Origin of the sequence: Spirillospora sp. NBC_01491 (genome assembly GCF_036227065.1) — a bacterium.
Lineage (GTDB): Bacteria > Actinomycetota > Actinomycetes > Streptosporangiales > Streptosporangiaceae > Spirillospora > Spirillospora xylanilytica.
Map to the genome: position 1 here is coordinate 6,852,830 of NZ_CP109432.1, position 18,165 is coordinate 6,870,994.

Below are 18,165 nucleotides of genomic sequence, written 5' to 3' on the forward strand. Positions count from 1 at the left end.
GTGACTTTCGGGCTCGTCCACGATGGGCGGCCGATCACGCTGAGCCCGGAGCACAGCGCGTCCCGATGGCTCGATCCGGCGGACGCCCGCGAGTCCGGCGTCACCGACGAGACGGCTCAGGTCATCCGTGCTTGGTACCGTGCCACCCGTGATCGAGAACGACGGGCCGCAGGCCGTCCGGCCGGACGGTCCCTGCCGGGTGACCCTGCGTCCGCTCGCCGGCCATGACCAGGATGAGTTCCTCGATCTGGTCGGTGTCAGCGCCGACCTGCACCGCCCGTGGGTGTCTCCGCCCTCCACCCCGCGGGAGTTCCGGACCTACCTCACGCGATACGAGCAGCCCGACGAGGAATCGCTCTTGGTCTGCCTGGGCGGCACCGGGGCCATTGCCGGAATGGTCAACATCAACAGCATCATTCGCGGACGCTTCCAATCCGGCTCTCTCGCCTACGCGGCCTTCGCTCCCACGGCCGGGCAGGGCTACATGTCCGAAGGACTCGACCTGGTGGTGCGCCATGCCTTCGAGCGGTTGCGGCTCCACCGGCTGGAAGCGCAGATCCAGCCCGAGAACCATGCCTCGCTGAAACTGATCGAACGAATCGGCTTCCGCTATGAGGGCTACTCGCCCGATTTCCTGTTCATCGACGGCGCCTGGCGGGACCACGAACGGTGGGCCATCACCAACACGATGACCGGCATCGTCCCCGCAGAACCGCACCCCACCCAGCCCGAACGCTGAGCCGTCCCACCGACCGGGCGGGGCCGGCGAACTGATCGACCGCAACCGGCGTCGAATGTCCCGAAAGTCGTCCACCGGGCATAAGGGGCAGCGTCCATGGAGAACTCCTCCGTCATCCGTTCAGAACACGCTTGGCTCGTCCAGGCCGGATTAGTCCTGCTCGGGGTGGCGGCGCTCGGTTATCTGCTCTTCTCTGGGCCGGGCGAGGTCGAGATCTCCTCCACTCAGAAGGTCACCTGCGAGTCCGTGTCCATGGCCAACTTGCGGCCCGCCTGGTCGGGAGCCCCCGAAGCGGCGGCTCTGGCGGACGCTGAGATGCGGTGCGCAGGACGGCAGATCAAGCGCCTGGGCTGGTCGGTGCCCGTGGGGGTGGTGACCGCCGTGCTCGGGGCCTCGACGGTGGCGGGACGGCGGCGGCTGGAGGGGCACGCCGGCCGCTCGGCCTGATCCGACCCCGCTTCGATGCCACCGTGTGTAGCGTCGCGATGACACTGCGGACGGAAAGAGTGATCATGGGCAAGCACGGAGACCGGCGTGAAGGCGACTCCCATCAGCCGGGCAAGCCGATCCCGCCGCCGGAGAAGGACGAGAAGGGCAAAGGCCGCGGTAAGTGACCATGGCGCCCTTGGTACCGCAGGGCGCGGGGGTCGGTGCGCGGATCGATGCCTTGGCCGACCTGCTGGAGGGCAGGGGCGATCTGGCCGGGGCGGACGTTCGGCGGGCGTTGCACGCGGCCCCACGGCATCTGTTCGCGCCCGCGCGGGGGTGGTGCGCGCCCGACGGTCCGGGGGAGCGGCATGTCATCGATCGTGATGCTGATCCTGATGGCTGGTGGGCGGGGGTCTACGCGGACGCGTCGATCGTCACGCAGGCTGCCGACGGTGCGGGGGATCCGGCCGCGGGCGTCGACGAGGCGACCTCTTCCCTGTCGGCGCCGGGTGCGGTCGTCGCGTTCCTGGAGCTGCTGGGCGTCCGGGCCGGGGACCGGGTCCTCGAGATCGGGACGGGGACGGGATGGACGGCCGCGCTTCTCACGACGCTCGGTGCCGAGGTGACCACGGTCGAGGTCGATCCCCGGCTCGCCGAGACCGCGGCCCGCAACCTCGACGCCGCCGGGGTCGGGGCGCGGCTCGTCGGCGGCGACGGGGCGGCCGGTGAGCCCGGCGGTGCTCCCTATGACCGGGTGCACGTCACGTGCGGCGTGACCACGGTTCCGTACGCGTGGGTGCAGCAGACGCGGCCCGGCGGGCGGATCGTCCTGCCGTGGATGCCCGAGTTCGGCGACGGGCACAAGGTGCGGCTGACGGTCACCGGGGACGGCCGCGCGATCGGACGGCTGCACGGCGCTGCGGACTTCATGGTGCTGCGGGCTCAGCGGACGGTGCTCCCCGGTGCCCCGGACGGTGAGGTCGTGGAGTCGGTGACCCGGCTCGATCCCCGCGTGGTCGCCCATGCCGGTGTCGCGGTGGCCGCGGACGTGCCGGACGTCATGGGCGGTGAGCGCGACGAGGGCGGCGACCGTTGGCTGGTGCTGGCCGATGCGGCGGGGACCTCGTGGGCCCGCTGCCGGGTCGGTGCGGGTGAGCACGCGGTGTCGCAGGCCGGGCCGCGCCGGTTGTGGGACGAGGTCGCCGCCGCCTGCCTGCGGTGGATCGAGCGGGGGCGCCCGGGGCGTTCCCGGTTCGGGATGACCGTGGGTCCGGAGGGCCAGGACGTGCGGGTCAGGCGCGGATGATCTCGGGGCCGGCGGCGGCGAGCTCGGCGGCGGCCTCGGTGTCCAGGGCGGTGTCGGTGATGAGCAGGTCGATGTCGGAGAGGTCGCCGAAGCGGACCAGGTAGTCGTTGCCGACCTTGGTGTGGTCGGCGAGCAGCACCCGGCGCCGGGACGAGGCGATCATGGCCCGCTTCACCGCGGCCTCGGCCTGGTAGGAGGTGGTCAGGCCGCGCTCGGCCGAGACGCCGTTGGTCGCCATGAACGCGACGTCCACCCACAGGTCGGCCAGCGGGCGCAGCACCCAGTCGTCGACGGTGGCCAGGGTCCGGCCGCGGACCCGGCCGCCCAGCATGATCACGTTGAGGTTGGGGCGGGTGGCCAGCACCGAGGCGTGCGGCGGGGAGTTCACCACGACGGTCAGCTCGCGGTCGAGGGGCAGCAGCGGGACGAGCCGCGCGGTGGTGGTGCCGGCGTCGATGATGATCGACCCATCGGCCGGGACCTCGGCCAGCGCGGCCTTGGCGATGCGCTCCTTCTCCTCGGTCAGCACCACGTCCCGCGCCGACAGCGCGGGCTCGAACCCGAGGCGTTCGATCGGGATGGCGCCGCCGTGGACGCGGCGCACCTGGCCGGCCTTCTCCAGCACGGTGAGGTCGCGCCGGATCGTCTCGGTCGTCACCCCGTACTCGTCGGCGAGGGCGACGACGTCGACCCGGCCGTCCGCGCGGGCCCGCGCCAGTATCGCCTGCTGCCGTTCCTCGGCGTACACGCGCCCCACCCCCGTCTGTCCGCTCGCCGCCTCAGGGGGCGGTCTTGCGCACGCTCACGCTGTCACGTTCTGTGCAGCCGGATGGTAGCCGGGTGAACGCGATGTTGCCCGCGGTGTCGGCCCGCGCGGCGCGCAGCGCGTTCCGGCAGGACGGGTCCGCGACCGTGGCGACGATGACGAAGATGCTGCCGACGTCGCGGCGGCCCGCGCCGATGCGGGGGATCGTCAGGTTCCACCGGCCACCGGTCACCCGCACCGGCCCGCTGTGCGCGGCGTAGTACCGGCCGTCCTCGGCGTAGACGAAGAAGCGCAGCTCGTCGTGGCGGAGATTCCCGGCCGTGCCGGTGAGCCTGACGCCGTTCTTGCCCGCGACCTGGGCGCGCTGGCCGGGGGAGGTGATCGTGACGGGGGACGAGGCCGAGGGCGAGGCGGCCATCGGGGACGGGGTCAGGGGCGGCGGCCGGTCCCCGGTAGTGCCGGGGGACGGGGCACCGGACCGGGCGCCGCGGGCCGGGGTGTCCTCACCGGACGAGGACGCCACCGCCTGCGCGGCGAGCAGCAGGACGCAGACCACGATCACCGACCAGCCGACCAGGCGGCCGGTCCGGGGGCGGGCGCGCCGCTTGGGCCGCCCGTGCGCCGGGCGGCTCATCCCGGGGCCTCCAGCCTGATCCCGACCCCCCGGACGGTGTGCAGGTAGCGGGGGGCCGCCGCGGTCTCGCCGAGCTTGCGGCGCAGCCACGACAGGTGGACGTCCACGGTCTGGTCGTTGCCGTAGGGCTGCCGCCAGACCTGCGCGCGCAGCTCGGACCGCGAGACCACCTCGCCGGGCCGCGCCGCCAGGTAGGCCAGCAGGTCGAACTCGCGCCGCGACAGCTCCAGCGCGTGCCCGTCCAGGAACGCCTCGTGCCGGACGAGGTCGATCCGCAGCCCCGCGACCGTGAACGCGGTGGGGTCGCCGCCGGCGCCCCGGGCGCGGCGCAGCACCGCGCCGAGCCGCGCCTCCAGCTCCCCCATGGTGAACGGCTTGACCAGGTAGTCGTCGGCCCCCGCGTCGAGCAGCCGGACGATCTCCCGCTCGCCGTCGCGGGCGGTGACGACCAGCACCGGGGCGGACGAGATGGCGCGGATCATCTTCAGCAGCTCGAAGCCGTCCAGGTCGGGCAGCCCGAGGTCCAGGACGACGGCCTCGGGCGGTTCGGCCGACACCTCCTGGAGCGCCTTCCACGCCTCGGCGACGCTGCGCACCGAGTGGCGGCGCTCGGACAGGTCGCGCACCAGCGCCGTGCGGACCTCGATGTCGTCCTCGACGACCAGGATGCGCACCATCAGCGGCGGGGGAGGATGCGCCGGACGGCGGCGGCCACCGAGACGAGGGTGAACGCGGCGACGCCGAACCACAGGGCGTGCGCGCCGAACCAGGGGACGGCCGCCGCCGTCCCGCCGGCGCCCGTCGCGACCCCGCCGAGGGGGAACCCGTCGTACATCGGCTACCACTTCCTTTCGCTGTTCAGGGCCGCCTCGCAGAACGCCCTGAGCTGGGCCGCCTGGAGGAACAGGTCGTAGGCCGTCTCGACGACCACCAGTGCGGCGAGGGCCATCTGGACCGGGCCGCGGTCCCGGACGGTGACGGCCCGCTCGACCATGAAGACCGCGGTCGCGCCGGTCCAGACCGGGCTGATCCGGACTCCGCCGGTGACCAGCAGCGACCAGCCGAGCGAGACCAGGTAGACGGCGATCACGGCGAGGCCGAGCAGGGCGGTGAGCTGCCGCCCCCAGTAGCGGCGCGTGACGGGCGTCCAGCCGTAGTCGGCCAGGTTCTCCAGCGCGCCCCGCTTCCAGCGCAGCCGTTGCCGGAACAGCGCCCGCCAGGTCGGCATCACCTCCGTCGCCAGGGTGCACTCGCGCGGGCAGACGATGCGCAGGCCGAGATGCAGGATCGCGAGGGTCAGCTCGTTGTCCTCGGTGAGCACCCGCACGTCGTAGACGTGCGGGCCGCCGGGCAGCCGGCCGGCCGCGCGCGCCGCCACCACCTCGCGCAGCGTCGCGGCGCGGAACAGCGCGGCGGTGCCGGTCAGGACGAGCGCCCTGCCGTCCAGCCTGCGGACGTCGCGGGCGTAGCGGGCGTACTCGTTGCGCTGGAGCATGCCGGGCAGCCCGCCGCCGGGCTTGCCGGAGAACGTCCCGCCCACCGCCGCGTACCGGCCGGACGCCAGGTACGCCAGCCCGTGCCGGACGAAGCCGGGGTCGAGAGCGGAGTCGGCGTCCATCACCAGGACGGCGTCGTCCGGTCCGCAGCCGGGCAGCAGGCGGTCGAGCACCTGGTTGAGCGCGCCCGCCTTGCGGTGCCGGTTCCTGCGCGTCTCCACGATGTCGGCGCCGCACAGATGCGCGTACGCGGCGGTCTCGTCGGTGCAGTTGTCGGCGATGACGGTGATGTGGTCCGGCGGCCTTTCCTGGTGCCTCAGCGACGCCAGCGTCTCGGCGATCTGGCCGGTCTCGTCGCGGGCCGGGATCAGCGCGAGCACCCGCATTCTCGCGGGGTCGGCCGCGGGCAGGCCCCGCTTGCCGTCCCTGGCGTGGCGGTGGCGTCCCGGCGCCGGCAGCGACATTTCCCTCTCCTTTCCCCATGGCCTCTGACCGCCATTCAAGCCAATCGCGCCGGACCTCGCGCTGATGCGTGCAATAAGCAATTCTTAAGAAGTCTTATGGTGGCCGCCGGGCGGTCTCCGGGACCGCTCCCGGTGCTCGCTGGACGAGGCGGTGGTGCGCAGCCACACCCCGATGTGGGCGCCGCCCAGCACCGACCGGTCGACCCGGATCTCGCCGCCGGTCGACTCGGCCAGCCGCCGGACGATGTCCAGCCCGAGGCCGGTCGAGCCGCCGCCGCTGCGCCCGCGCTCGGTCATCGCGGCGGGGTCGGCGATGCCCGGCCCCGCGTCCGACACCAGGATGCCCGCGCGGTCCCGGCCGGCCTGGAGGGTGACGGCGAACGCGGCGCCCTCGGGCGTGTGGTGGAAGACGTTGCCGAGCAGCGCGTCGAGCCCGGCCGCCAGCTCGCCGCGCTCGACCGGGACGTCGACCTGATGGTCCGGGCAGGTCAGGTGCCAGCGGCGGGCCTGGTCGTCGGCGAGCGCCGACCAGTACCCGACCCGCTCCCGCACCACCTCGGCGGCGTCGCACATCGCCGGGCCGGCCTCGTCCTCGGACCGCCGGGTCATCCAGATCACCTGGTCGACCTCCTGCTCCAGCCGGGCCAGCGCGACCCGGGCCGGGGCGGTCGCCGCGTCCACGCCGAGCCGGTCCACGTTGAGCCGCAGCACGGTCAGCGGGGTGCGCAGCCGGTGCGACAGGTCGGCGGCCAGCCGCCGTTCGGCGGCGATCCGCCAGGTCACCCGCTCGGCGACGGTGTTGAACGCGATCGCCGCGTCCTGGAGCTCGGGCGGCCCCTCCGGCTCGATCCGCACCCGCATGTCGCCGGCGCCGAGCCGCGCGGCGGCCTCGCCCAGCCGCCGCGCCGCGCCGACCACCCGGGCGCCGAGCCGGTCGGCGGTGAGGATCGAGAACGCCACCAGGAGCAGGCTGACCGTGCCCATCACCGCCCACGCCGTCAGCACGCCGGGCGGGAACGTGTCCTCGGGCACCCGGACCTGCGCGACGGCCCCGCCCGGGACGGCCTGGAGCACGATCCGCCCGCCCGGCGAGCCCGCCCCGGTCTCGGTCGGCAGGCTCCGGCCGCGGGCGGCGGCCAGCGCCCTCGGCGGGGCCGGGGGACCGCCGCCGGCCGTCCCGCCGTCCGGGAAGACCACGACCGCACGGCCGCCCGGCCCGGCGTTCAGGGCGGTCACGCCGCGTTCGACCGCGGCGCGGTCGGCGGGCGCCGCCGCGGCCACCGCGACCGCGGCGCCGAGCCGTCGCTGGGCCTCGATCACGCTCCGGTCCCGGGCCAGTTCGCGGACGAGCAGCGCGCTCGGGACCAGAGTGCCGAGCGCGATCATCGTGGTCACCGCCAGGGAGACCAGGGCCAGCGTGCGCCGCATCCCCGCGTCAGCCTTCCCGCACCGTGGCGCCCGCCGCCGCGGCCGTCCGCGCCTCCTCGGCGGACGCCGCCGCCAGCGCCCGCCCGGCCAGCCGCTCGCACCCGGCGAGATCGTGCCGGGCCAGCGCGTCCCGGACGGGGGGCATGCTCCGCGCCGACATCGACAGCCGCCCGACGCCGAGACCCGCCAGGACGGGCGCGAGCAGCGGATCGCCCGCGGCCTCGCCGCACACGCCGACGCTCTTGCCCGCGGCCAGCCCCGCCCGCGTGCACATCGCGATGAGCCGCAGCAGGGCGGGCTGCCAGGGATCGAGGAGGTCGGGCAGGTCACCGCCCTGCCGGTCGGCGGCCAGGGCGTACTGGCCGAGGTCGTTGGTGCCGATGCTGAGGAACCCGGCGACGCGCAGCAGCGCGGCGGCGCTCAGCGCGGCGGCCGGCACCTCCACCATCACCCCGGCGCCGGGCAGCCCGTGCCGCGCGGCCCGTCCGGCGAAGTCCGCCGCCTCGCCCGGCGTGGAGATCATCGGCGCCATCACCGCGACCCGCGCCGCGGTCCCCTCGGCGGCGAGCGCGATCGCCTCGAGCTGGGTCTCCAGCACCTCCGGACGGAGCCGGACGGTGCGGAACCCGCGCACGCCGAGCGCCGGGTTCGGCTCCTCGGGCAGGCCGAGGAAGGGCAGCGGCTTGTCGGCCCCCGCGTCGAGCGTCCGCACCACGACCACGCGTTCGCCGACGGCGTCGAAGACCTCCCGGTACGCCCGGACCTGCTGGTCGAGCCCGGGTTCCTCGCGCCGTTCCAGGAACAGTAGCTCGGTGCGGAACAGCCCGACGCCCGCGACGCCGGTCAGGTCCACCCCGTCGAGGTCGGCCGCCGAACCGATGTTGAGCATCAGGTCGACCGGGTGGCCGTCCGCCGTGCGGCCGGGCCCCGCGGGCCCGCGGCCGGGACGGGCCCTCAGCGCGGCGGCACGGCCCCGGAAGGCGTCGGCCTCGTCCGCGCCGACACCGATCCGCACCTCACCGGTGGTGCCGTCCACCGTGCCGAGGGCGCCCGGCGCCACCGCGTCCAGCAGCCCGGCGCAGCCCACGACGGCGGGCAGCCCGAGCGCGCGGGCCAGGATCGCGGTGTGGCTGGTCGGCCCGCCGCGCTCGGTGACCAGCGCGAGCACGGTGGACGGGTCGAGCGTCGCGGTGTCGGCGGGGGACAGATCGCCCGCCGCCAGGATGAACGGGTGGCCGGGCGCGGGCACCCCCGGCATCGGGCGGCCGAGCGCGGCGGCGACCGCACGGTCGGCGATGTCGGCCAGGTCGGCCGCCCGCTCGGCCAGGTGGTCGCCGGCGTCCAGCAGGACCCGCCGGTACTCGTCGAACGTCCCGTGCAGCGCGTGCGCGGCGTCCTCACCGCGCTGCGTCCGGACCCCCAGGTCGGTCTCCAGCATGGGGTCGGCGGCGATCGCCGCCTGCGCCTCCAGGACGTCGCGGGCGGCCTTGCCCGGCGCGGCGGCGGCGCGTCCGGCCAGGTCGGCGCGGACCGACTCCAGCGCGGCGAGCGCGGCGTCGAGCTCCCGACCGGGATCGGTGACGGGACGGGGCGGCGGGAGCTCCGGCGGGGCGCCCATCGGCAGGACGATCCCCGCCGCGAGCCCGGGGCCGACCCCGAGCCCGCGCAGCGGATCAGCCACGGCCGGCGTCCCCGGCCGTTCCGGCGGCCCCGGCGGCGCCCGCGTCCTCGGCGTCCAGGTCGCGGGCGAGCAGGGCGGACAGCTCGTCCAGCACCGCGTCGGCCCCCTCGCCGTCGGCGCGGAGCGTGACCTCGGCGCCGTGGACGGCGCCCAGGGTCAGCAGGCCGAGCAGGCTCGCGGCGGGCACCGGCCCCTTGGCGCCGCAGGCGACGGTGACGCGGACGGGCCGCCCGGCGGCGGCCTCGGCGAAGATCTTCGCGGTGCGGGCGTGCAGACCCTGGGCCGAGCCCACGGTCACGATGCGTTCGGACACGGGTCCTCCATCACGGTCAGGGCTCGATGGTCACTTTGATCGCCTCGCCGCGCGCGACGAGGCCCAGGGCGTCCGGCAGCCCGGACAGCGGCAGCCGGTGGGTGATCAGGTCCTGCACCGGCACCCGGCCGGAGCCGATCAGCTCCAGCGCGCGGGCGTTGTGCGCCGGGCTGGACCCGTTCGCGCCGACCAGCGACAGCTCGCGGTAGTGCACCCGGTTGGAGTCGCAGGAGATGATCGGGTCGTCCTTCGGCAGGCCGCCGAAGAAGCTGACCCGCCCGCCCGGCGCCGCCGCCTCCATCGCCTGCACCTGCGCCGCGCCGGAGGCCGCGGCGGTGATCGCGACGTCGGCGCCGCGGCCTCCGGTCAGGTCGCGGAGCGCCTCGACCACGTCGGTGCCCTCGGTCGCCCACACCGCCGCGTCCGGCTTGACGATCCCGGCGGCGTGGTCGAGGCGGTCGCGGTTCACGTCGACCAGGAACACCCGGGCGGCGCCCTGCGCGCGGGCCACCCGCACGTGCAGGCAGCCGACCGGCCCGGACCCGAAGACGACCACGTCGTCGCCTTCGCCGACCCGGGCCAGCTCCTGGCCATTCAGCACGCAGGCGAGGGGCTCGGCGACCGACGCCTCGGCGAACGACACCCCGTCCGGGACGCGGTTCACCCCGTCCACGGCCAGCACCTTCGCCGGGACGATCATGTATTCGGCGAACGCGCCGTCGTAGTGGTAGCCCATCGACTCCTGGTGCGCGCAGACCGTCATCCGGCCGCGCCGGCATTCGGCGCACCGCCCGCACGGGATCGCCGCGATCACCTGGACCCGGTCGCCGGCGGTCCAGCCCGGCGCGTCGCCGCCGGTCACCTCGCCGGCGATCTCGTGCCCCATCACCCGCGGCGGGACGATGTGGTGGTGCCCGAACCGGGAGATCTTGACATCGGTGCCGCAGGTCGAGCAGTTCCGGACCCGGATCTTCAGCTCTCCGGGGCCGGGCTCGGGCTCGGCGGTGTCCTCCAGGCGGATGTCGCCGGGGGCGTAGAAGCGAGCGACCTTCATCGGGTGGGTTCCTCTTCCGTCGGTTGCAGTTGCCTGATGACGTCCGCGGCGGTGCCGGCCTCGCGCAGCCGCCGGGCCCGTCCGGGATCGAGCAGCACCTCGGCCAGCTCGGCCAGGATGGCCATGTGCCCGTCCCCCCGCGCCGCGATCGCGATGCACAGCGTGACCGGGTGCCCGTTCCAGTCGACGCCGCCGGGGAACCGCAGGACGGCCAGCGCGTCGCGGAGCACGGCGTCCTTGCCGCCGGCGGTCCCGTGCGGGATGGCGACCCCCTCACCGAGGTGGGTGGAGACCGACCGCTCCCGTTCGAGCATGCTCTCGGTGTACGCGGCGGTCACCGCGCCGGCCTCGGCCAGGACCCGGCCGCACTGGCGGATGGCGTCGTCCCGGTCGGCGGCCCGCGCGTCCAGGCGGATGGCGCGGGGGTCGAGCAGCCGCGCGGCGCTCTCAGCCACCGAGCGACCCGCCGTCCTTGATGGCGGCGATCACCCGGTTGACCGCCGGGTCGCCGATGAACACCTCGAACGGGACGATGACCGCGTTCGTCCCGCCGCGCCGGGCGCGTTCGGCGAGCCCGGCGTGGCAGACCACCACGTCGGCGTCCGCGGGGATGGAGTCGACGGGGGTGTGCTCCACCGTGACCGGCTGCTTGCGCAGCGCCTTGCGGAGCTGGCCGGCGAGCATGACGCTGCTGCCCATGCCGGCGTCGCACGCGATGACGAGCTTCCTGACGTCCTTGCCGTCGATGCTGGTGACCATGATCGGACCTCCGGGACCGTGCGAATGGGGTGGGAGTCGGGGGTGTGGGGGCGGGGCGGACTACTTCGCGGCCGGCTCGTTCTCGGTGCCCGGGGCGGCGGCCTCTTCCTGCGGGGCGTCGCCGCCGGGTTCGGCGTCCGGGTCGGCGAGCCTGCCGAAGCCGAGGAGGGCGGCGCCGACGCCGAACGAGACGCCGGCCGAGGCCAGCACCCCGGCGTAGATGCCGATCCAGTTGCTCGCGCCCTTCGGGGTCTGCGCGAGGTAGGCGAAGATGCTGCCGGGGGAGGGCGTGGCCACCAGGCCGGTGCCGAAGGCCAGGAAGATCGCCACGCCGGTCGCGCCGCCCGCGACGGCGGCCAGGATCATCCGCGGCTTCATCAGGATGTAGGGGAAGTAGATCTCGTGGATGCCGCCGAAGAGGTGGATGATGATCGCGGCGGGCGTGCTCGGGCGGAGCCGGCGCGGGCCGAAGAACATGTAGGCCAGCAGCACGCCGAGGCCGGGGCCGGGGTTGGACTCCAGGGTGAACAGGATCGACTTGCCGTGCTCGGCGGCCTGCTGGACGGCCAGCGGCCCGAGCACGCCGTGGTTGATGGCGTTGTTGAGGAACAGCACCTTGGCGGGCTCGATCAGCACCGACGCGACCGGCAGCAGGTCGTGGTCGATCAGCCAGCTCACCGCGTCCCCGGCGGCGTCGGTGCAGGTGCTCATGACCGGGCCGATCACGCCCCGGCCGGCCAGCGCCATCGCGCCGGCCAGGATGCCGGCCGAGAAGTTGTCCACCAGCATCTCGAAGCCGGGCCGGATCCGGTCCTCCAGGAGGCCGTCGAGCAGCTTCATCAGGTACGCGGCGAGCGGGCCGATGATCATGGCGCCGAGGAACATCGGCATCTCCGCGCCCACGATCACGCCGACCGTGGCGACCGCGCCGACGACCGCGCCGCGCTGCCCGTGCACCATCCGGCCGCCGGTGTAGCCGATCAGGATCGGCAGCAGGAACTTGATCATCGGATCGACCAGCTCGGCCAGCTCGGCGTTGGGCACCCAGCCGGTGGGGATGAACAGCGCGGTGATCAGGCCCCACGCGATGAACGCGCCGATGTTCGGCATCACCATCCCGGCCAGGTGGCCGCCCACGCGCTGGATCCGCGCCCGGATCCCGTCGCCGGTGACTTTGGGGGTGTACGCAGTGGCCATCACGGCCTCCTGTCGATCGGGGGGTTGGGGGGTGTCGGGGGCGGGTGTCCGGGGCCGGGTGTCGGATACCGGGCCGGGTCGGTTCCGGGGGATGGGCCGGGGCGGTTCCCGGGGCGGGCGGGTCAGGTCAGGAGCGCCCGGTCCAGGTCGGGTCGTCCGTGGACGGTGACGAGGTCGCGGCGGATGTCGGCGGGGCCCGGCATCCGGCTGGCCGGCAGGCCGACCGCGGCGGCCCCCCACGCCAGCGCCTCGCGGAACGCCTCGGGGCCGCGCGCCCCCGCGGCGAGGAACCCGGCGAGCAGGGCGTCGCCGGCGCCGACCGTGCTGCTCGGCCGGTCGACCGGCGCCGAGCCCGCCAGGATCCCGTCGTCGTCGACGAGCACCGCGCCGTCCGCGCCCAGGCTCACCAGCACCGTCCGGGCGCCCCGGGCCCGCAGCTCGCGGGCCGCGCCGACCACGTCCGAGAACCGGTCCACCGGGCGGCCGACCGCCTCGGCCAGCTCCTCCCGGTTCGGCTTGATCAGGTCCGGGCCGGCCGCCACCGCGGCGAGCAGGGCCGGGCCGCTGGAGTCGATCGCCACCCGGATGCCGGCCGGCGCGAACGCCCGGCACAGCTCGGCGTACATCGCGGCCGGCACCCCGGGCGGGAGGCTGCCGCAGCCGACCACCCAGCTCGCCGTCTCGGCCTCGGCGACCACCATCTCGGCCACCGCGTCGAGCTCGGCGCGGGTCAGCGCGGCGCCCGGCTCGTTCAGCTTGGTGACCACGCCGCCGGGCTCGGCGATCGTCACGTTCGACCGGGTCGTCCCGGCGACCGGGACCGCGCGGACGGCCATGCCCTCGGCCCGCAGCAGCCGGTGGAGCTGCTCGCCGTCCGCGCCGCCCACGGTGACCACCGCGGTCGAGGCGATCCCGCTGGCGAGCAGGGCGCGGGAGACGTTGACCCCCTTGCCGCCGGGGTCCAGCCGGGCCGACCGGGCCCGGATCATCGCGCCCCGGGTGAGCTCGTCCACCTCGATCGTGCGATCCAGGCTGGGGTTCAGCGTCAGCGTGACGATCATGCCAGCACCATCCGCAGCCCGGCCTGCTCGAACTCGCCGGTCAGCTCGGCGTCGGTGATCACGGTGTCGATCTCGCCGAGGGTGGCGAACCGGGCCAGGTAGTCGTTGCCGACCTTGGTGTGGTCGGCCAGCACCACGGTGCGCCGGGTCGCGGCGATCATCGCCCGCTTCATCGCGCCCTCGGCGGGGTCGGGGGTGGTGAAGCCGCGCTCGATCGACAGCCCGTTGGTGCCGAGGAAGGCCACGTCCACGTGCAGTTGGCCGAGCAACTGGTCGCCGCCGTCGGCCACTGTGGCCAGGGTCCGGCGGCGGACCCGCCCGCCCAGCATGACCACGGTCAGGTTGGGCCGGCCGGCCAGCGCGGCGGCCAGCGGCGGTGCGTTCACCACCACGGTCAGCTCGCGGTCCAGCGGGAGCGCCTCGGCCAGCCGCCCGGTGGTCGAACCGGCGTCGATGATCACCGCGCCCTCGTCCGGCAGTTCGGCCAGCGCCGCCTTGGCGATGCGCTCCTTCTCGGCGGTCATCACCGCGTTCCGGGTGGACAGCGGCGGTTCGAAGCCCAGCCGCTCCACCGGGATGGCGCCGCCGTGCACGCGGCGGACCACCCCGGCGCGCTCCAGAACGGTCAGGTCCCGGCGAATGGTCTCGCTGGTCACCGACAGCCCCTCGGCCAGCCCGACCACGTCGACCCGGCCGTCCGCGCGCGCCCGGCGCAGGATCTCTCCCTGCCGCTCCTCCGCGTACATGTGGTTTCCCTCCCGTTTGCTTTGGTTCTCCTGTGTTTAGCTCCGTCCGGACGGTGGGTCAAGACCCCGGACGGGCTCGGTCCGGTAACGGCCCGCCGCCCAGGGCGGCCGGGTGGACGGCTGCGGGCGGACACGTGAATTCACCGTCCGGACGATCTTTTCCGGGTATTTCCCGGGCTCGCTCTAAGATTCCTTGCGCGCTGCTTAATGTCCCGATAAAGGTGCGGATGCGGAAATGTTGATAGGAACGCACTGTTCGGGACATCGAGCGAGAGGAAAGGCCAATGAGTTTCCTTCGAAAGGGCATGATCGCCGCCGCGACCGGGGCCGCGGTGCTCACCGGCGGGGTGGTGCTCTCCTCCGGGTCCGCCAGTGCGAAGACCATCGACCTGACCGGGACCCCGCTTCTGGACACCTGCCCGGGATCGGGTAAGAAGACCAGCTACACGGCCGACCGGTGCGACTTCACCCCGACCGGTGCGGAGTCGTTCCAGACCGACTTCTACCTGCCGCAGGGCGACGAGTACGCCTGGAACTGCACGAGCGCGGTCCAGGACCACCAGTACCAGATCACCGACGTGCACGAGCAGACCAACAGCATCGGGTTCGAGCTCGGTGTCGGCGGCACCCTGTTCAAGATCATCGAGGCCAAGGCCAGTGCCCAGTACGGGCACACCTGGACGCACGCGACCTGGCAGTGGAGCGGCAACACCTCGCACATCCAGCCCGGCCGGGTCGGCTGGCTGGAACTGTCCACCGAAATGCTCAAGATCACCGGGAAATGGCAGATCAACTTCGGTGACCGGGTGAAGTTCAATGATGTGGACGACGGCGCCCCGCACTACGAGTGGTACATCGAGCCCTACTCCCAGACCGACGCCAAGGAGAACGGAAAGCGCAGTGTCGCGTTCAAGGAGCGCGACATGACCGATGAGGAGAAGTCGCGGATCTGCGGCTCCAACGGGCAGGGCCCCGGCGAGCGCAAGCGGACGGTGAAGCCGGGCGAGGAGGGCGCCCCCAACCCGGGCCTGGTGATCACTCCGGCGCCGGCCACGAAGCCCGTGCTCCGCTGACGACCCGGGGCCACCGCCCCGGCCCCGTGCCCCGGCCGGACGGATCGGCCGGGGCACGGGGCCGTCCGGCCGGTCCGTCCGACGGCGGTCCGGCCGGACGGTCCGCCGACCGTCCGGCCGGATCGGTCCCGGCAGGGGCGGGACCGGGCTTCAGTAGCCGGTCTTGAGGACGTTCACCCTGTCGGCCGCCCGGCAGCCGCTCGGCAGGGCCGAGAAGGTGATGTTGCCCTCCGGGTCCCGGGCGCTCCCGTCGAGCAGTCGCCGGCAGGGCGGCGCGACCGTGACCGCGAAGACCGTGAAGACCCGGCCGATGTCGCCGGTGCCCCCGCCGATCGGCTTGAGCAGGAAGCTCCACTCCCGGCCGGGCGTGACCACCGGGCCGTTGTCGATCAGGTAGTAGAGCCCGTTGTAGGCGAGCACGAACAGGCGCAGGACCGACCCGTCCAGATCCCCCGCGCGCCCCCGTACGACCACCCCGACCCTGCCGTTCACCTCGGCGTTCTCCCGCGGTGCGGTGATGTCGACGCCGCGGAACGCCACGGCCCGGCGCGGCGGGGCCGGCTGTTCGCGCTCCGCCTTGGGCGGCGTGCGCCGGGCCGCCGGGCGGCTGGACGACGGCGAGGGCGAGGGCGAGGACGAGGGGGAGAGCGAGGGGGAGGCGGAGCGGGACGGCGGCGCCGACACGAGGCCGGACGGCCGCGCCAGGACGGCCGGGCCGCCGTCCCGCTGTGCCTCGGCACCGCCCGCCATGTAGAGCCCGCGGGTCCCGGCGAACGAGGCCAGCACCGCCGAACCGGTGCCGACCACCCAGAAGAGCAGGTACCTGCGCTGGAAGCCCCGGTGCCTCCGCCGCCGATCGCGGCCGGACGGCCGAGCGTGCGTCATCTGCGGACTCCTTCGTCGCATCCGAAGCCCTCGGTCGCGCCGCTCGGCGGGCGCGCTTCGGAGTCCATGCCGGGGGTCGCTACCTGATTTACGTTGTTTCGCCTTTGTTTACCGCTGCCTGTGTGGCCGAGTCAACCCCCGTCAGTCTCCGAGTCCAGGATCCCGGTCCGGGGACCACACGTACGGGGTCGTCGTGGTCACCGCGCGGAACCCGAGGCGGCGCAGGATCGGGGCGCTGTCGTCCGAGGCGTCCACCTGGAGGAAACGCGTCCCGCGCGCGACGGCGATCCGGGCGCGGGCGGCCACCAGCGCCCGGTAGATCCCCCGGCCCCGCCAGGCGGGCAGCGTCGAGCCGCCCCAGAGGCCGGCGAAGTCCGTCCCGGCGCGGAAGACCAGCCAGGCGGCGGACACGACTTCGCTCCCGCCGCCCGCGCCATCTGCCGCGGTGCCGGACGCGCGGTCGGTCTCGGCGACCAGGATGGCGATCTCGTCCGGCGCACTCCTCCTGCGTGCGACCAGGTCGTCCCCGAGCCAGCTCCAGTCCTCGCCCCAGACGGCGGACTCCATGTCCGCGATGCGCCGCAGGTCGGCCTCCTCGGTGACCTCGCGCAGGACGACCCCGTCCGGCGGGACGGGCGGCGCGGACATCTCCTCGGCGAGGCCGATCAGGACGGTCTCGCGCTCCTCGGGGACGAAGCCCGCCGCGCGCAGCCGGTCGGGGAGGTCGCGGGGCCGGTCGTGGCCGTAGGTCTTCCATTCCACCGCCTCGCCCCGCGCGGCGAAGTAGTCGCGCTGCCGCGCGATCAGGCGGTCCAGCTCGGCGCCGGTCGTCCCCAGGTCGGCCGGGCCGCCGATGAAGCCGCGGCGCTCGCCCACGATGCGCAGCAGCGGCCCGTCCCGTTCGTAGAGCACACCGTCCGGGGCGGTCGGGGGCGTCCCGCGCATCTGCTCGTCATAGGCCGCGAGCAGGCCGTCGTCGTCGATCACGGAGATAGATCGTACGAGCCCGGGCAAGGGGAAATCCGCTGGCCGGGGACGGGGCCGGTCTGGTGGGCTGGGGACGTGGACGTGGACGAGCGCGGGGCCGAGCTGGCCCGGGGATTCTATGAACAGGTCGTCGGCCCAATCCTGGACCGGGCGGCGCCCCGGCTCCGGTACGCGGCGGCGCGGCTCGGGTCGGGGTCGGACGTGCTCGGGCTGGACGACGCGATGAGCCGCGACCACGACTGGGGCTGCCGGCTGACGCTGCTGGTCGACGACCCGGGCGCGGTGGCGGAGGTGGACCGGCTGCTCGAACGGGAGCTGCCCGGGCGGTACCGGGGACACCCGGTGCGGTTCCCGGTCACCTGGGACGCGGCCGACACCCACAACGTGGAGGTGGCGACCGTCGCGGGCTTCGCCCGGAGCCGCCTGGGCGTCGATCCGGTCGCCGGCCTCACGGTGCCCGGCTGGCTGTGCCTGACCGGCCAGGGCGTGCTGGAGGTGACCGCCGGTCCGGTGTTCGCCGACCGCACCGAGACGCTCGGGCCGGTGCGCGAGGCGCTGCGGTGGTACCCGCCCGACGTCGGGCTGTACGTGCTGGCCGCCTGGTGGCGGCGCGTCTCGCGGTTGATGCCGATGGTCGGCCGCACCGCCGACCGCGGTGACGACCTCGGGTCGAGGATGCTGGCGGCGAAGCTGACCGCGGACCTGATGGCGCTGGCGTTCGCGCTGTCGGGACGGTGGGCCCCGTACGGGAAGTGGCGCGGCACCGTGTTCCGCGGGCTGCCCGTCGCCGACGACCTGGCCGGGCCGTTCGAGCGGGCGCTCGCGGCGTCCGGCGGGCGCGAGCGGGAGGCCGCCCTCGCCGCCGCCGCCGAACGCCTGCTGGACGAGCAGCGGGCGCTCGGCCTGCCCGCGCCCGCCGCCGCGGTGGCGCCGTTCTGGGACCGGCCCTACCCGGGCATCGACGACGCGGTCTGGGAGGGCCTGCGCGCCGCCGTCCGCGACCCGGAGGTGGCGTGCCTGCCGCTCGGGGCCGGGTCCGTCGAGCAGTGGGTCGACAACGTGGACGTCCTGACCGACCCGGCACGAAGGGCCGCCCTCCAGGCCGCCTACCTGGGGAGATGGGGAGAGGACGGCTGAGGCGGGGCGT

21 protein-coding genes are annotated in these 18,165 nt (G+C 74.5%); 5 read left to right on the top strand and 16 right to left on the bottom strand.

The genetic code is table 11. The annotated features are described in order from the left end of the window. The first annotated feature begins 148 nt into the window (after window positions 1–148). The 3 genes from OHA34_RS31865 (at window position 149) to OHA34_RS31875 (ending at window position 2,474) form a co-directional block, all read left to right on the top strand. Window positions 149–739, top strand: a complete 591-nt coding sequence (locus OHA34_RS31865; protein ID WP_285937645.1) for a GNAT family N-acetyltransferase — start codon at window positions 149–151, stop codon at window positions 737–739. A 96-nt stretch (window positions 740–835) separates the two neighbouring features. Further along, the gene (locus OHA34_RS31870; RefSeq protein ID WP_285937644.1) at window positions 836–1,186 is read left to right on the top strand and encodes a hypothetical protein; all 351 of its coding nucleotides are present in this window, start codon (window positions 836–838) and stop codon (window positions 1,184–1,186) included. A gap of 169 nt (window positions 1,187–1,355) precedes the next feature. Then, the gene (locus OHA34_RS31875; RefSeq protein ID WP_329519773.1) at window positions 1,356–2,474 is read left to right on the top strand and encodes a methyltransferase domain-containing protein; all 1,119 of its coding nucleotides are present in this window, start codon (window positions 1,356–1,358) and stop codon (window positions 2,472–2,474) included. Here the strand turns inward: OHA34_RS31875 and OHA34_RS31880 are convergent. The 14 genes from OHA34_RS31880 to OHA34_RS31945 form a co-directional block, all read right to left on the bottom strand. Beyond that, on the bottom strand, window positions 2,461–3,222 hold the full coding sequence (locus OHA34_RS31880; protein WP_285937641.1) for a DeoR/GlpR family DNA-binding transcription regulator: 762 nt from the start codon (window positions 3,220–3,222) through the stop codon (window positions 2,461–2,463). The genes OHA34_RS31875 and OHA34_RS31880 overlap by 14 nt on opposite strands. A 31-nt stretch (window positions 3,223–3,253) precedes the next feature. Continuing rightward, a complete protein-coding gene (locus tag OHA34_RS31885) occupies window positions 3,254–3,874 on the bottom strand; it encodes a hypothetical protein (protein ID WP_285937640.1) in 621 nt (206 codons plus the stop codon). Further along, window positions 3,871–4,551, bottom strand: a complete 681-nt coding sequence (locus OHA34_RS31890; RefSeq protein ID WP_285937639.1) for a response regulator transcription factor — start codon at window positions 4,549–4,551, stop codon at window positions 3,871–3,873. The genes OHA34_RS31885 and OHA34_RS31890 overlap by 4 nt, the downstream gene beginning before the upstream one ends. Next, a complete protein-coding gene (locus OHA34_RS31895; protein ID WP_285937638.1) occupies window positions 4,551–4,709 on the bottom strand; it encodes a hypothetical protein in 159 nt (52 codons plus the stop codon). The genes OHA34_RS31890 and OHA34_RS31895 overlap by 1 nt, the downstream gene beginning before the upstream one ends. A gap of 3 nt (window positions 4,710–4,712) precedes the next feature. Next, a complete protein-coding gene (locus OHA34_RS31900) occupies window positions 4,713–5,834 on the bottom strand; it encodes a glycosyltransferase (protein ID WP_329519774.1) in 1,122 nt (373 codons plus the stop codon). An 84-nt stretch (window positions 5,835–5,918) separates the two neighbouring features. Beyond that, window positions 5,919–7,262, bottom strand: coding sequence for a sensor histidine kinase (locus OHA34_RS31905; RefSeq protein ID WP_285937636.1), 1,344 nt, complete (start codon window positions 7,260–7,262; stop codon window positions 5,919–5,921). A 7-nt stretch (window positions 7,263–7,269) separates the two neighbouring features. Then, window positions 7,270–8,943 (bottom strand): phosphoenolpyruvate--protein phosphotransferase, encoded by a 1,674-nt coding sequence (gene ptsP, locus OHA34_RS31910; RefSeq protein WP_329519775.1) that lies wholly within the window; start codon window positions 8,941–8,943, stop codon window positions 7,270–7,272. After that, a complete protein-coding gene (locus OHA34_RS31915; protein WP_329519776.1) occupies window positions 8,936–9,256 on the bottom strand; it encodes an HPr family phosphocarrier protein in 321 nt (106 codons plus the stop codon). The genes ptsP and OHA34_RS31915 overlap by 8 nt, the downstream gene beginning before the upstream one ends. A gap of 16 nt (window positions 9,257–9,272) precedes the next feature. Then, the gene (locus tag OHA34_RS31920; RefSeq protein ID WP_329519777.1) at window positions 9,273–10,310 is read right to left on the bottom strand and encodes a zinc-dependent dehydrogenase; all 1,038 of its coding nucleotides are present in this window, start codon (window positions 10,308–10,310) and stop codon (window positions 9,273–9,275) included. Beyond that, window positions 10,307–10,765 (bottom strand): PTS sugar transporter subunit IIA, encoded by a 459-nt coding sequence (locus OHA34_RS31925; RefSeq protein WP_329519778.1) that lies wholly within the window; start codon window positions 10,763–10,765, stop codon window positions 10,307–10,309. The genes OHA34_RS31920 and OHA34_RS31925 overlap by 4 nt, the downstream gene beginning before the upstream one ends. Then, window positions 10,758–11,069 (bottom strand): PTS lactose transporter subunit IIB, encoded by a 312-nt coding sequence (locus OHA34_RS31930; protein ID WP_285937631.1) that lies wholly within the window; start codon window positions 11,067–11,069, stop codon window positions 10,758–10,760. The genes OHA34_RS31925 and OHA34_RS31930 overlap by 8 nt, the downstream gene beginning before the upstream one ends. 60 nt (window positions 11,070–11,129) lie before the next feature. Continuing rightward, window positions 11,130–12,266: a PTS mannitol transporter subunit IICB gene (locus OHA34_RS31935; protein ID WP_329519779.1), complete on the bottom strand. Its 1,137-nt coding sequence runs from the start codon at window positions 12,264–12,266 to the stop codon at window positions 11,130–11,132. A gap of 122 nt (window positions 12,267–12,388) precedes the next feature. Continuing rightward, window positions 12,389–13,327, bottom strand: a complete 939-nt coding sequence (gene pfkB, locus OHA34_RS31940; RefSeq protein WP_285937629.1) for a 1-phosphofructokinase — start codon at window positions 13,325–13,327, stop codon at window positions 12,389–12,391. Next, window positions 13,324–14,073 (bottom strand): DeoR/GlpR family DNA-binding transcription regulator, encoded by a 750-nt coding sequence (locus tag OHA34_RS31945; protein WP_329519780.1) that lies wholly within the window; start codon window positions 14,071–14,073, stop codon window positions 13,324–13,326. The genes pfkB and OHA34_RS31945 overlap by 4 nt, the downstream gene beginning before the upstream one ends. 284 nt (window positions 14,074–14,357) lie before the next feature. Between OHA34_RS31945 and OHA34_RS31950 the strand changes: the two genes are divergently transcribed. Beyond that, window positions 14,358–15,146 carry a hypothetical protein gene (locus tag OHA34_RS31950; RefSeq protein ID WP_285937627.1) on the top strand — a complete coding sequence of 263 codons (789 nt, stop codon included), beginning with the start codon at window positions 14,358–14,360 and terminating at the stop codon, window positions 15,144–15,146. A gap of 150 nt (window positions 15,147–15,296) precedes the next feature. Here the strand turns inward: OHA34_RS31950 and OHA34_RS31955 are convergent, their stop codons facing one another. Next, window positions 15,297–16,031 (bottom strand): hypothetical protein, encoded by a 735-nt coding sequence (locus OHA34_RS31955; protein ID WP_329519781.1) that lies wholly within the window; start codon window positions 16,029–16,031, stop codon window positions 15,297–15,299. A gap of 141 nt (window positions 16,032–16,172) precedes the next feature. Beyond that, entirely contained in the window at window positions 16,173–17,018 is an 846-nt protein-coding gene (locus OHA34_RS31960) for a GNAT family N-acetyltransferase (protein ID WP_285937625.1), read from the bottom strand. A gap of 81 nt (window positions 17,019–17,099) precedes the next feature. On the opposite strand from OHA34_RS31960, the gene OHA34_RS31965 reads away from it, so the two are divergent. After that, entirely contained in the window at window positions 17,100–18,155 is a 1,056-nt protein-coding gene (locus OHA34_RS31965; RefSeq protein WP_329519782.1) for a DUF4037 domain-containing protein, read from the top strand. Window positions 18,156–18,165 lie beyond the last annotated feature (10 nt).